The organism is Citrobacter sp. GW821-FHT07H02 (genome assembly GCF_059418505.1).
In genome coordinates, this window is the sequence record NZ_JBWKPZ010000003.1 from 46,813 (window position 1) to 60,918 (window position 14,106).

The window sequence follows — 14,106 nt, forward strand, 5'->3', positions numbered from 1 at the left end:
AATGGGGTTTTAGATGATAAAAGCGATTAACTTTCTGTGCTTTTATGGATTAGAATCGACAGGTTTTGTAAATCACACGCAGGCATGATAGCCGCCTGCATTAACCAGAGGACTGCTCAGTGGCGCGAATAAACCGAATTTCGATCACGCTCTGTGCTTTGCTTTTTTCCACACTCTCTTTCACATCCCCGGCTAATGCTTCCCGGCAAACCAGGGAGACGCCTGCTGTTTCTCACGTAACGAAAACGGCAGATAAACATAAGAACGCGACGGCCAGTAAAAAAACAACCAAAACCAGTCAGAAAACCGTCAAAAAAGCCGTTAACAAAACCAGCGTAAAAACGGCCTCTTCGTCCAAAAAGCACACGACCTCGCCAGCGAAAACCACTAAAAATGCACATCGCCGTGTCTCTTCCACAACCGCAAAAACAGCCTCCGTCACCTGGAGCGAAAAATGCACGCCACGCAAAGGCCGCAAGCCCCATTGTGTGAAGGTGAAAGAGACCGCACCAGCTTCGCTTGCCGATGCGCATAAGGTCAGGGTACAGAAAGCGACCAAAACGGCAATGTCCACATTGATGAATCAGATTGGTAAACCGTATCACTGGGGCGGCACGTCGCCACGTACCGGTTTTGATTGCAGCGGTCTGGTCTGGTACGCCTATAAAGATCTGGTGAAGTTCCGTATTCCGCGTACGGCAAATGAAATGTACCACCTACGCGATGCCTCACCGATTGAGCGTGATGAACTGAAGAATGGCGATCTGGTCTTCTTCCGGACCCAGGGGCGCGGTACGGCTGATCACGTCGGCGTGTATGTCGGCAATGGTAAATTTATCCAGTCCCCCCGTTCAGGGCAGGAAATTCAGATAACCTCATTGAGCGAAGATTACTGGCAACGCCACTATGTCGGCGCCCGCCGCGTCATGACGCCAAAAACCATTCGTTAATCTCTTACCCTGTTGTTTACGCAACAGGGTAAGTTCTTCTTTTGCATCACCTTTCAATTTGCTACCCTATCCTTACGTACTTTAGGGCTATTGTACGTACCCATATTAATAATAAGGAGAGAAGCAATGTCGTTCGAATTACCTGCATTACCGTATGCCAAAGACGCGCTGGCACCACACATTTCCGCTGAAACGCTGGAATACCACTACGGCAAACATCATCAAACCTATGTGACGAATCTCAATAACCTGATCAAAGGTACCGCCTTTGAAGGTAAATCGCTGGAAGAGATCGTTCGTAGTTCAGAAGGTGGCGTATTCAATAACGCAGCCCAGGTCTGGAACCACACGTTCTACTGGAACTGCCTGGCCCCGAACGCGGGCGGCGAACCAACCGGTAAACTGGCTGACGCTATCGCCGCGTCCTTCGGTAGCTTTGCTGAATTCAAAGCACAGTTCACCGATGCTGCGATTAAAAACTTCGGTTCTGGCTGGACCTGGCTGGTAAAAGGGGCTGATGGCAAACTGGCTATCGTTTCTACGTCCAACGCGGGCACCCCGCTGACCACGGATGCCACCCCGCTGATGACCGTTGATGTGTGGGAACATGCTTACTACATCGACTACCGTAATGCCCGTCCTGGCTACCTGGAGCATTTCTGGGCGCTGGTAAACTGGGAATTCGTTGCGAAGAACTTCGCGGCGTAAATACGACAACGCAGAAGGGTTTCCTTCTGCGTTTTTATTTTCAACTCAATCGTTTAGTTGGCGACATAGGCCGTTTCAGGTTGCCTTCTCGCTGACACAAAGACCAGCAATAACGCCAGCCCTGCCACAATGGCGCCCATCACCGGAACAAAGCTATACCCCAGACCGCCGGAAATCACCGCGCCGCCTGCCGCCGCGCCTAACGCATTGCCAAGGTTAAATGCCCCGATATTCACCGACGAAGACAACCCCGGCGCTTCACTGGCGACACGCATCACGCGCATCTGCAAAGGCGGTACGACGGCAAATGTTGCCGCGCCCCACACCACCATACTGAACGCAGCGCCCAGATCGTTACGCGCCAGGAAAGGAATGGCCAGCATGATGACCATAAGCAGCAGTAAGAAACCTTTCAGCGTACCGTTGACGGAACGATCGGCCAGTTTGCCGCCAAAATAGTTGCCGATCGAAAACCCAACGCCGATCAAAACTAACATCGCGGTGACAAATGCCGGTGTGGCATGGGCAATGTTTTGCAGAACGGGTGAAATATAGGTGTAGAGGGTGAACATTGCCCCCGCGCCCAGCACGGTGGTCAGCAGCGCAGAAAGGACCGGTGGACGCAGCAAGACAGCCAGTTCTTTACGCACGTCCGGCCGTTCCCCTGCGCCACCTTTCGGCAGAGAGAAGAATAAACTGAGCATCGCGATCACCCCAAGTCCAGCGGTCGCTAAAAAGGACATCCGCCAGCCAATGGTTTCCCCAAGCCATGTGGCCGCAGGCACGCCGCCGATGTTTGCAATGGTCAGTCCCATAAACATCGTCGCCACGGCGCTGGCCTGTTTATGCTTCGGCACTACCCTGGCCGCCACGACCGAACCCAATCCGAAAAACGCGCCGTGATTAAGACTGGTCAAAATGCGCGATAGCATCAAGGTGGTGTAATCCGGCGCAATGGCCGACAGGACGTTGCCCAGCGTAAAAATGGCCATCAAAAAAATCAGCGCATTACGACGAGCACGGTGCGATAGCAACAGGGTCATCAACGGCGCGCCCACCATCACACCCACCGCATAGGCGCTGATGAGCATTCCGGCGGCGGGAATGGAGACATTCACGCCATGCGCAATGACGGGCAACAGCCCCATCGGAGAGAATTCCGTGGTCCCAATACCAAATGCGCCAATCGCAAGCGCCAGTAAGGGGTAATTGATTTTCATACGTTGACTCCGCTGCAGCGTGCCGCGAAGCGACACCCGATAAGAGCCAAAAGCATGACATCAATCACAAAAATAATAAAGTTAACAGAATGGCAAAAGACTTTTGCTGATTTAGTAACAATGAAGGGGTAACGAGATGAGGGAGAGCATGCTCCCTCACGGTAAATCAGTGCAGTGCGGCGGTCAGACCACCCGCTACGATCAGGCCCAGAACAATAATAGTGGTTACTAACGAAAACTTCAGATCGGTGCTCATCAAATTTGCTCCTTTTTATTCCCACACAAAAAGTGATATTGCGCATTTTTACACACTTGGATGTAAAAATCTCCCAGGATTTATATTGATAACCACTTTTAACTCTTCCCCTTTTCGTCAAGATCAGACAAAATTCCACGCTTACTTGATTAGCGTACCGGCCATTGACCCCCTCCTGACGTTTCGTGTCGTTTTCCCGGCGTGCCGCAACCCTGATGTTGCGATAAGGGTGTGTAAAGGCAAACGTTTACCTACAGTATTTTCAGGAGTTTGGATATGGTCTGGAGTGAAATGTAATGGCAACAATTAAAGATGTAGCGAAGCGAGCAAACGTTTCCACTACAACCGTATCACATGTAATTAACAAAACGCGTTTTGTCGCAGAAGAGACTCGCAATGCTGTCTGGGCAGCAATCAAAGAATTGCACTACTCCCCGAGTGCCGTCGCCCGCAGCCTGAAGGTGAATCACACCAAATCTATCGGTCTGCTGGCAACCAGCAGTGAAGCCGCCTATTTCGCTGAAATTATTGAAGCCGTTGAGAAAAACTGCTTCCAGAAAGGCTACACCCTGATCCTTGGCAATGCCTGGAATAATCTTGAAAAACAACGGGCCTACCTTTCCATGATGGCGCAAAAGCGTGTGGATGGTCTGCTGGTTATGTGTTCGGAATATCCAGAGTCTCTGCTCTCCATGCTTGAAGAGTATCGCCATATTCCAATGGTGGTTATGGATTGGGGCGAAGCGAAGGCTGACTTTACCGATACGGTCATTGATAACGCGTTCGAAGGCGGTTATATGGCCGGTCGTTATCTGGTGGAACGCGGTCATCGTGAGATAGGCGTCATTCCTGGCCCGATGGAGCGTAACACGGGGGCTGGCCGCCTGGCGGGCTTTATGAAGGCGATGGACGAAGCGCTGATAAAAGTCCCGGAAAACTGGATTGTACAGGGCGATTTTGAACCTGAGTCTGGTTATCGTGCAATGCAGCAAATCCTCTCTCAGACCCATCGCCCTACTGCGGTATTCTGCGGTGGCGACATCATGGCAATGGGGGCGCTCTGCGCTGCTGACGAAATGGGTTTGCGCGTACCGCAGGATATTTCGGTGATCGGTTATGACAATGTGCGTAACGCGCGCTATTTCACACCCGCACTGACCACTATTCACCAACCGAAAGACTCACTGGGTGAAACGGCCTTTAATATGTTGTTAGACCGTATCGTCAACAAGCGTGAAGAGTCGCAGTCTATTGAAGTCCACCCGCGACTGATCGAACGTCGTTCGGTTGCGGATGGTCCGTTCCGCGACTATCGTCGTTAAGCTTCCCCGGCGGGAACCTCTTCAGGTTCTCGCAACCACTCTTTATTCAGCGTTTCACTGTCGCCTAAATACTCTAGCAGCCAGGCTAATGCGGGCGACGTGTCATTTTGCTGCCAGGTCAGGCAGCATGCTGCATCCGGGAATGGATTCTCCAGGGTCAACGCGACCCATTTGCCACTGTCGACCCACGGTTTTGCAAAATGCGTAGGCACCATCCCGACACATAACCCGGCGGAAAGACAGGTTGCTGACGATTCCCAATCCGGTACGATCACGCGCTTTTGGTTGTCCAGCAGCCAGGTGATACGTTTAGGCAGTGTCCGTGACGTGTCTTCACGGACCAGCGACGGCCAGTTGCGCAACGTATCATCACTCAAGGGTCCGGGCATCGCCGCCAGGGGATGATGACTTGCCACCACGCAGCTCCAGCTCAACATTCCCATATCGCGAAAGGTATAGCGCCCGCCGACGGGGATCGCCTGCGTCGCCCCAATGGCCAGTTCCACGCGTCCGTCGGAAAGCGCATCCCAGACGCCGTTAAACACCTCCTGAGAAACGATCAGCTCGACGTCATCAAAGTGGCGATAGAAGTCGACAATCATCTGCCGGGTGCGTTCTGGTCGCACAATATTATCTACCGCGATAGGCAGTTGCCCTCGCCAGCCATTCGCAATCTGTTGGCACTGCTGGCGGGTGATCTGCATTTTTTTGATAACAGAGCGGCCTTCTTTTAAAAACCAGGCGCCGGCGGGCGTCAATTCCACATCCCGGTGGCGTCGTTCAAACAGGGGAACCGCCAGCCACTCTTCCAGTTGACGTACGGTGTAGCTGACGGCCGAGGGCACGCGATGCAGTTCCTGGGCGGCGGAACTGAAGCTACCATTGCGCGCGACAGCATCAACAACTTCAAGGGAATATTCTGACCACATATTCTGCCTACAAAAAATTTGAATTCAGTAGACAAATATTAGCGTTTCACAACAGGAATTTCACTCCCTACACTCTGCGGCAATGTCTTACTGATAAAAAAAGAGAATGTATTATGCAACCGGGAAAAGGGTTTTTAGTCTGGCTGGCGGGTCTCAGCGTACTGGGTTTTCTGGCAACAGATATGTACTTACCTGCATTTGCTGCCATTCAGGCCGATTTGCAGACACCTGCCTCTGCCGTCAGCGCCAGTCTGAGCCTGTTCTTAGCCGGGTTCGCCATCGCCCAGCTCGCCTGGGGTCCGCTATCCGATCGTTACGGTCGTAAGCCCATACTATTGCTCGGTTTGTCGATCTTCGCCCTCGGAAGTCTGGGTATGCTGTGGGTAGAAAGTGCAACAGGCTTGCTGGTTCTGCGCTTTATCCAGGCCATTGGCGTGTGTGCTGCTGCTGTTGTCTGGCAGGCACTGGTGACGGATTACTACCCGTCGCAAAAAGTTAACCGTATTTTTGCCACCATCATGCCGTTGGTCGGGTTGTCGCCTGCGCTTGCGCCATTGTTAGGCAGTTGGATCCTCGCGCATTTTTCCTGGCAGGCCATTTTCGCCACGCTGTTTGTGATTACGCTGATCCTGATGCTGCCCGCCCTGCGTTTAAAACCCACCGCAAAAGCACGTGACGATAGTCAGGATAAACTGACGTTCACTACCCTGCTGCGTTCGAAAGCCTATCGTGGGAACGTGCTGATTTACGCAGCCTGTTCCGCCAGCTTCTTTGCATGGTTAACCGGTTCGCCGTTCATCCTTAGTGAAATGGGTTATAGCCCCGCAGTGATTGGTCTCAGTTATGTTCCGCAAACCATCGCCTTCCTGATCGGTGGGTACGGTTGCCGCGCAGCGTTACAAAAATGGCAGGGGCAACAGCTGTTACCCTGGTTATTGGTCATCTTCGCATTGAGCGTCGTCGCGACCTGGGCGACCAGTTTTATTAGCCATGTATCGCTGACCGAAATTCTGATCCCCTTCTGTGTCATGGCTATCGCCAACGGCGCGATCTACCCTATTGTTGTGGCTCAGGCATTGCGCCCATTCCCACAAGCCACCGGGCGTGCCGCAGCATTGCAGAATTCACTGCAGTTGGGTCTCTGTTTCCTGGCCAGTCTGGTCGTCTCCTGGTTAATCAGCACACCGTTGCTGACCACCACCAGCGTCATGTTATCGACCGTTGCGCTCGCAGGATTGGGGTATTGGATGCAGTCGCAGGCGAGCGAGTCCACGCATCACACCGCGCACTCTGAGATGGCACACAACGATTCGTACTAAAAATAGCGATAATAGCCACTGATTAGCTCGCTAACTTTTTTGGGTTGTTTCACCGATTATTGAGGCCTATACTCATTTTCGGTTGTTACATAAATACGATAAATATTACGTTCTAACGGGAGCCGGAGCGCTCCCGTTTAGCCAGGGAATGGTCTTTTCGGCAAGGGTTCTCCCTTCCTCTGTTCTACGTCGGATTATAGGCTCGCGGACTTTTTTCCGTGAGATTTCTCACAAAGCCAAAAAGCGTCTACGCTGTTTTAAGGTTCTGATCACCGACCAGTGATGGAGAAACTATGAGTTCATCGTGTATAGAAGAAGTCAGTGTACCGGATGATGACTGGTACCGTATCACCAACGAATTACTGAGCCGTGCGGGCGTTGCTATCAACGGTCCTGCCCCGGCTGATATTCAAATCAAAAACCCCGATTTTTTCAAACGTGTATTGCAGGAAGGATCGCTGGGTTTAGGTGAAAGTTACATGGATGGCTGGTGGGAGTGCGAACGACTGGATATTTTCTTCAATAAAGTTCTGCGCGCAGGCCTCGAAAATCAACTCCCTCACCATTTCAAAGATACACTCCGCATCGCAGGCGCACGCCTGTTCAACCTGCAAAGTAAAAAACGCGCCTGGATAGTCGGCAAAGAGCATTACGATCTTGGTAATGATCTTTTCAGCCGGATGCTTGACCCGTATATGCAATATTCCTGCGCCTACTGGAAAGAAGCCGATACTCTGGAGTCTGCCCAGCAGGCGAAGCTAAAAATGATTTGTGAAAAATTGCAGCTTAAACCGGGTATGCGCGTGCTGGATATCGGCTGCGGTTGGGGCGGATTATCGCACTATATGGCGGCCAATTATGCAGTCAGCGTGGTGGGCGTGACCATTTCTGCAGAGCAGCAGAAAATGGCGCAACAGCGCTGTGAAGGTTTGGATGTCACCATTCTGCTGCAGGATTATCGCGACTTACAGGATCAGTTCGATCGTATTGTTTCGGTAGGGATGTTTGAACATGTCGGCCCCAAAAACTACGACACCTACTTTGAGGTGGTTGACCGTAATTTAAAATCTGACGGCCTGTTTCTGCTTCATACCATCGGCTCTAAAAAGACCGACAACAATGTCGACCCGTGGATCAATAAATATATCTTCCCGAACGGTTGCCTACCTTCCGTACGCCAGATAGCCAACGCCAGCGAACCGCATTTTGTGATGGAGGACTGGCACAATTTTGGTGCCGATTATGATACAACGCTGATGTCGTGGCATTCACGCTTTATAAAAGCCTGGCCTGAAATCGCAGAGAACTACAGCGAGCGTTTTAAGCGGATGTTTAGCTACTATTTGAATGCCTGCGCTGGCGCATTTCGCGCCCGAGATATTCAACTCTGGCAGGTCGTTTTTTCGCGCGGTGTTGAACACGGTCTGCGCGTTCCCCGCTAACAGAGCAGCCCCCGAAATTCTGCGGGGGCCACTTTCATCTTTTAGGCGTCATTCGCCAGCTTATTTACGGCGCTGTCCCGGGCCGCTAATACGCGCTCAACCGTATCGATAACCGCCTGGGTTTGCGGGTCAATCTCGATATTCACGCGAGCGCCCAGCTTTTTCTTGCCAAGCGTAGTGCGTTCGAGCGTTTCTGGAATAAGGTGAACACAAAAACGCGTTGCGGTAACTTCTCCCACGGTCAGGCTGATGCCATCGATGCCGATATATCCTTTGTACAGAATATATTTCATCAACTGCGGATCCTGCACTTTGAACCAAATCTGACGGTTATTTTCTGAGGTCAGAATTTTTGAGATCTCGGCAGTGGTCATAATATGGCCCGACATTAAATGCCCACCAATCTCATCACTGAATTTGGCGGCGCGTTCAACATTAACCAGATCGCCGACGTTCAGCTCACCTAAATTAGTAATGCGTAAGGTCTCTTTCATCAAATCGAAACTGATCTGATTACCCTTGATTTCGGTCACGGTCAGACAGCAACCGTTGTGCGCCACCGACGCCCCCGTCTCCAGCCCATCCAGCATGTATTCAGGTAATTCCACTACATGAGTGCGAAAATTCGGTTTTTCATCAATAGACACCAGTCTGGCGGTGCCCTGCACAATACCCGTAAACATACCTGCAACTCCTGAAATCAGTTTGAATATCTCTGCCCAGCACAATAGCAGGTGAAAATTCAGGTTGCCAGCAAAGTGCCGCTCACTCCTGTTTTTTCACTGGAGAATTACACATTCCCCGCTACAATAGACTGCAAATTCCCCTGCATCTTCTTCTTGCTGCCAATCAAGGCGGCTTTTCTGGTCTCTCAAATAACAACAAAAAACAAGGTGTATACGTGCAAAAGTATATCAGTGAAGCGCGTCAGTTATTAGCTCTGGCAATACCGGTGATTCTCGCGCAAATCGCCCAAACCGCGATGGGATTTGTTGATACCGTGATGGCCGGTGGATACAGCGCCACAGACATGGCGGCTGTCGCCATTGGCACATCCATTTGGTTACCGGCCATTCTGTTCGGTCACGGTCTGCTGCTGGCAATGACCCCCGTTATCGCGCAGTTAAACGGTTCCGGACGCCGTGAGCGGATCGCCCATCAGGTGCGCCAGGGATTCTGGCTGGCGGGGAGTGTCTCCGTCCTCATCATGGTCGTGCTGTGGAACGCCGGGTATATCATCCGCTCCATGCATAATATTGATCCGGCGTTGGCCGATAAAGCCGTCGGTTATCTGCGGGCCCTGCTCTGGGGAGCCCCGGGCTATCTGTTTTTCCAGGTAGCGCGTAACCAGTGCGAGGGATTGGCCAAAACCAAGCCCGGCATGGTCATGGGCTTCCTCGGACTACTGGTCAACATTCCGGTTAACTACATCTTCATTTACGGCCATTTTGGCATGCCGGAACTGGGCGGCGTCGGCTGTGGTGTTGCTACTGCGGCAGTGTACTGGGTGATGTTCATCGCGATGGTTTCCTACATCAGGCGTGCGCGTTCGATGCGCGATATTCGTAATGAGCCAGGATTCAGTAAACCTGACACCGCCGTCGTGAAACGGTTGGTCCAGTTGGGTCTCCCGATCGCGTTAGCCTTATTCTTCGAAGTTACCCTCTTTGCCGTAGTGGCATTGTTGGTATCGCCGCTGGGTATCGTCGATGTTGCGGGTCACCAGATTGCTCTCAATTTCAGTTCGTTGATGTTTGTACTGCCAATGTCGTTGGCGGCGGCGGTGACGATTCGTGTGGGGTATCGTTTGGGTCAGGGATCAACACTGGATGCGCAGACCGCAGCCAGAACCGGTTTGGGCGTCGGTGTCTGTATGGCCATGATGACGGCAATTTTCACGGTAACACTGCGAGAGCATATCGCCCTGCTCTACAACGATAATCCGGCAGTCGTTGCGCTGGCGGCACAGTTAATGCTGCTGGCAGCGATTTATCAGATCTCCGACTCCATTCAGGTCATTGGCAGCGGTGTTTTACGTGGCTATAAAGACACGCGATCCATCTTTTTTATCACCTTCACCGCCTATTGGGTGTTGGGTTTACCGAGCGGGTATATCCTGGCGTTAACCGACCTGGTCGTTGACCGTATGGGACCTGCTGGCTTCTGGATTGGCTTTATTATCGGTCTGACCTCCGCAGCCATTCTTATGATGCTGCGTATGCGATATCTGCAACGCCAACCTTCTACGGTTATTTTGCAACGCGCTGCGCGATAAATACGCAACCCCCACCTAAAAGCCCAAAAAAAAACCGAACACACATTGTGTGTTCGGTATCCAACAGATGAATAAATGTACTACTGCGTAAGCAGAATATCACGCAAGTGCATATCCATTCCTCTCATTGTAGATTTAATAAATAAATTAAAAACTCATATTTGAGTCACAAAACTAACGATGAAAAGAGCCGCACAGGTCTACGGCTCGATAATTATAACGATTTTAATATTTAAAACAAATACACAAATTATATGTGAAACATAATTTCATTCGTCGCATGAATGTATATTTCCATTAGTTACGATTGTATTAACTGATAACACATAATAAATAGTTAGGATTTGCTGAACTATTAAGATTCAGCTTAGGATATTATTGATTCAATGAATCGCAATTAGTTCCATCTTCTAAAAATAATTTTGGTATTCGAGGGATAAAATGAAAAGAAAGGTATTGGCTATCGTCATTCCAGCCCTGATGGCGGCTGGTGCAGCTCACGCTGCTGAAGTTTATAACAAAGACGGTAACAAGTTAGATCTCTATGGCAAAGTCGATGGTTTGCATTACTTCTCTGATGACACCAACTCTGATGGTGACCAGACTTATATGCGTTTAGGTTTCAAAGGTGAAACTCAGATCACTGACCAACTGATTGGTTTCGGTCAGTGGGAATATCAGGTAAACGCCAACACCACCGAAAGCGACCATGGCAACAGCTTCACCCGTCTGGCGTTTGCCGGTCTGAAATTCGGTGATTACGGTTCATTCGACTACGGTCGTAACTACGGCGTTCTGTACGACGTAGAAGGCTGGACCGATATGCTGCCAGAATTCGGCGGTGACTCCTATACCAAAGCTGACAACTTCATGACCGGTCGTGCCAACGGCGTAGCGACTTACCGTAATAACAACTTCTTCGGTATGGTTGATGGCCTGAGCTTCGCGCTGCAGTACCAGGGCGCTAACGAGAACCAGGTCACAGACGAAGTCTACTTCGACGGTACGACCCAGGAAGGTACAGGCAATGGCGGCGACCGTAATGTGAAAAATTCCAACGGCGACGGGTTCGGTATCTCCTCTACGTATGATCTGGGGATGGGCGTCAGCTTCGGTGCTGCATATACCTCTTCCGATCGTACTAATGAGCAAGTTAACCATTCAACCGCCGGTGGCGATAAAGCAGATGCGTGGACGACGGGCCTGAAATATGATGCTAACAACATCTATCTGGCAACCATGTATTCTGAAACCCGCAATATGACTCCGTATGGTGGCCGTTCTGATACTATCGCCAACAAAACGCAGAACTTTGAAGTAACTGCACAATATCAGTTCGACTTCGGTTTACGTCCGGCAGTTTCTTTCCTGATGTCTAAAGGTAAAGACCTGGTCGGTGCGGACAACGACAAAGATCTGGTGAAATATGCTGATATTGGCGCGACGTACTACTTCAACAAAAATATGTCCACCTACGTTGATTACAAAATCAACCTGCTGGACGAAGACGACAGCTTCTACTCACGTAACGACATCGCGACTGATGACGTCGTCGCTTTAGGCCTGGTTTACCAGTTCTAATATTTGCCCTGTATAAAGTAGCCCACTCTGCAATAGGTGGGCTTTTTTCTTATATTCTCCTGGCTACGGACAAATATCCGTTCCCCCTTTCTTTGGCTTAATATTCGCCACATACAAATAAATCACCACGACTCCACAATTTTTGTGTGCATTCAGGGTGCATACCTCCTTATAATCTCGCCCGGCTCTATGACTTGTTTAAGACATAGATTTACTTACTGAAACAAACTCTTTCCGGCATTTCAGGTGCTGAATGAGGCAAGAGGCTTAAAATATGTTCACCACGCTCGCATATGTTGCGCTTTTTTTGATCTGTTCATGGGGGTATTTAAAATAGATCAGAAGAGTCAATCTCTTTCCCGGTGTGTCTTCATTGCTATTTTTTTGGGTGCCGCCATTGGCATATCTCTCCACTTTATGGCAGCCGAGAACAGCAAAACCATTATGGAATGGTATAGCATCATCGGAAACGGCTATGTCAACCTGTTAAAACTCGTCGCCATTCCACTGATTTTCATATCCATTCTTTCTGCGATTAACAAACTCGAAAACAATGCAGGCATCGGTAAGATGTCTTTGACTATCGTCGCCTGCATGCTGTGTCTGGTGATGATCGCCGGATTCGTGGGGCTGCTTACAGCGCACACCATTGGACTGGATGCCAGCGCCTTTGGACAGATGCAATCAACGCTGACAGCGGAGGATGTCGACAAAACGGCGGCTGTATCATTACCACATTTGATAACATCGTTAATCCCCACCAATATATTTCTCGACCTTACCGGGGCCAGAAGCGTTTCCGTCATTGGTATCGTCATTTTTACCCTTCTGGCTGGCATTGCGCTGTTAAAAGTCAAAAAAGACGCCCCCGAAGAAGGTAAAAAATTAAGTGCGGGTATTAATGCCATACAAATTTGGGTAATGAAGATGGTGCGTATCGTCATTGCGCTGACGCCTTATGGGGTGATGGCATTAATGGCAAACGTATTTTCGACATATCAGCTTTCACAATTTACCAGCCTGCTGGGGTTTATTGCCGCTTGTTATCTGGCGGTGGCAATGATGTTTATCGTGCACGCCATTTTGCTGGTGCTGAGTGGTAAAAATCCCATTCACTACTTTAAAACCGTTTGGCCCGTGCTCACCTTTGCCTTTGTCTCACGCAGTAGCGCAGCGTCAATTCCTCTGGCGATATCTGCACAGGAAAAATATGGCGTACCGAATACGATTGCCAATATTGCGGCGTCTTTCGGCTCCAGCATGGGGCAGAACGGCTGCGCGGGTATTTATCCTGCCATTATGGTGGCGATGATTGCGCCAACAATGGGTGTCGATCCGTTATCGCTTCATTTCCTGGCAACCTTGCTTCCCGCTATTGCGCTGGGTTCAATTGGCGTCGCGGGTGTGGGTGGCGGTGGCACATTTGCATCACTGATCGTTCTTTCGACGCTGAACTTCCCGGTGGCGCTGGTCGGTATCTTTATTGCGATAGAACCTGTCGTTGATATGGCAAGGACTGCCCTCAATGTGAATGGCTCAATGATGTCTGGTGTTCTGGCAACCCGATTGCTGAGTGAAAAAGGTCAGGAACAACAAGACAGTGCAACGCTGAATTAACCTGTATTCAGGGTTTTCTCAAGCCTATCTGTCTCCTCAGCGTTTGCCCCTTTCCCCCGGGAGCACACGCTGAGGGTTCACACCTCAACCCCATTTATCTGATAATTCACCTACCCCATGATGCCCTCAGCGTACAGTCTGAGTGAAAAACACGCTGCAATATCAACAAAATATAAGCAACTTGTTTAAATACTCTGCGATCGAGTGAATTCAGAAAGAAAAATACCATTTCCCTCTTGCCTCATCCTGACTCTGCCGCTAATATTCGTCCCCGTTGTCACCTACAACGTTGCGTTCATAGCTCAGTTGGTTAGAGCACCACCTTGACATGGTGGGGGTCGTTGGTTCGAGTCCAATTGAACGCACCATTTTGCGTCCGTAGCTCAGTTGGTTAGAGCACCACCTTGACATGGTGGGGGTCGGTGGTTCGAGTCCACTCGGACGCACCATTTCACAGATTGTGACTTGGTGCCTCGCTATTCTCATT

11 protein-coding genes, 2 tRNA genes and 1 pseudogene are annotated in these 14,106 nt (G+C 50.3%); 10 read left to right on the top strand and 4 right to left on the bottom strand.

All coding sequences use genetic code 11. The features are described 5' to 3' along the window. Window positions 1-119: 119 nt before the first annotated feature. Window positions 120-950, top strand: coding sequence for a C40 family peptidase (locus AC07NP_RS05465; RefSeq protein ID WP_494659809.1), 831 nt, complete (start codon window positions 120-122; stop codon window positions 948-950). A 126-nt stretch (window positions 951-1,076) separates the two neighbouring features. Next, a complete protein-coding gene (gene sodB / locus AC07NP_RS05470; protein WP_203357957.1) occupies window positions 1,077-1,658 on the top strand; it encodes a superoxide dismutase [Fe] in 582 nt (193 codons plus the stop codon). A gap of 53 nt (window positions 1,659-1,711) precedes the next feature. On the opposite strand, the gene AC07NP_RS05475 is transcribed toward sodB, so the two are convergent. Both AC07NP_RS05475 and cydH read right to left on the bottom strand, forming a co-directional pair. Continuing rightward, window positions 1,712-2,878: an MFS transporter gene (locus tag AC07NP_RS05475; RefSeq protein WP_494659810.1), complete on the bottom strand. Its 1,167-nt coding sequence runs from the start codon at window positions 2,876-2,878 to the stop codon at window positions 1,712-1,714. A gap of 166 nt (window positions 2,879-3,044) precedes the next feature. Next, complete coding sequence (gene cydH / locus AC07NP_RS05480; protein WP_003029209.1) at window positions 3,045-3,134, bottom strand: cytochrome bd-I accessory subunit CydH; 90 nt, start codon at window positions 3,132-3,134, stop codon at window positions 3,045-3,047. Between the two features lie 296 nt (window positions 3,135-3,430). Between cydH and purR the strand changes: the two genes are divergently transcribed. Beyond that, window positions 3,431-4,456: an HTH-type transcriptional repressor PurR gene (gene purR, locus AC07NP_RS05485; RefSeq protein WP_203357959.1), complete on the top strand. Its 1,026-nt coding sequence runs from the start codon at window positions 3,431-3,433 to the stop codon at window positions 4,454-4,456. On the opposite strand, the gene punR is transcribed toward purR, so the two are convergent. After that, complete coding sequence (gene punR, locus AC07NP_RS05490) at window positions 4,453-5,385, bottom strand: DNA-binding transcriptional activator PunR (RefSeq protein ID WP_494659811.1); 933 nt, start codon at window positions 5,383-5,385, stop codon at window positions 4,453-4,455. The genes purR and punR overlap by 4 nt on opposite strands. Window positions 5,386-5,498: 113 nt before the next feature. On the opposite strand from punR, the gene punC reads away from it, so the two are divergent. Together punC and cfa are read left to right on the top strand one after the other, a co-directional pair. After that, window positions 5,499-6,704, top strand: coding sequence for a purine nucleoside transporter PunC (gene punC / locus AC07NP_RS05495; RefSeq protein WP_203357961.1), 1,206 nt, complete (start codon window positions 5,499-5,501; stop codon window positions 6,702-6,704). Between the two features lie 293 nt (window positions 6,705-6,997). Continuing rightward, window positions 6,998-8,146: a cyclopropane fatty acyl phospholipid synthase gene (gene cfa / locus AC07NP_RS05500; protein ID WP_494659812.1), complete on the top strand. Its 1,149-nt coding sequence runs from the start codon at window positions 6,998-7,000 to the stop codon at window positions 8,144-8,146. Between the two features lie 41 nt (window positions 8,147-8,187). Here the strand turns inward: cfa and AC07NP_RS05505 are convergent, their stop codons facing one another. Beyond that, window positions 8,188-8,829, bottom strand: a complete 642-nt coding sequence (locus tag AC07NP_RS05505; RefSeq protein WP_494659813.1) for a riboflavin synthase subunit alpha — start codon at window positions 8,827-8,829, stop codon at window positions 8,188-8,190. Between the two features lie 218 nt (window positions 8,830-9,047). On the opposite strand from AC07NP_RS05505, the gene mdtK reads away from it, so the two are divergent. The 5 genes and pseudogenes from mdtK to AC07NP_RS05530 all read left to right on the top strand — a co-directional run bounded on the left by mdtK (window position 9,048) and on the right by AC07NP_RS05530 (window position 14,068). Continuing rightward, window positions 9,048-10,421 (top strand): MdtK family multidrug efflux MATE transporter, encoded by a 1,374-nt coding sequence (gene mdtK, locus AC07NP_RS05510; RefSeq protein ID WP_203357964.1) that lies wholly within the window; start codon window positions 9,048-9,050, stop codon window positions 10,419-10,421. Between the two features lie 441 nt (window positions 10,422-10,862). Beyond that, window positions 10,863-12,002, top strand: coding sequence for a porin OmpC (gene ompC, locus AC07NP_RS05515; protein ID WP_494659814.1), 1,140 nt, complete (start codon window positions 10,863-10,865; stop codon window positions 12,000-12,002). A gap of 274 nt (window positions 12,003-12,276) precedes the next feature. After that, a pseudogene (locus AC07NP_RS05520) lies at window positions 12,277-13,619 on the top strand (cation:dicarboxylate symporter family transporter). Window positions 13,620-13,910: 291 nt separating this feature from the next. Beyond that, a tRNA-Val gene (locus tag AC07NP_RS05525) sits at window positions 13,911-13,987 on the top strand. A gap of 4 nt (window positions 13,988-13,991) precedes the next feature. Then, window positions 13,992-14,068, top strand: a tRNA-Val gene (locus tag AC07NP_RS05530). The last annotated feature ends 38 nt before the right edge of the window (window positions 14,069-14,106 follow it).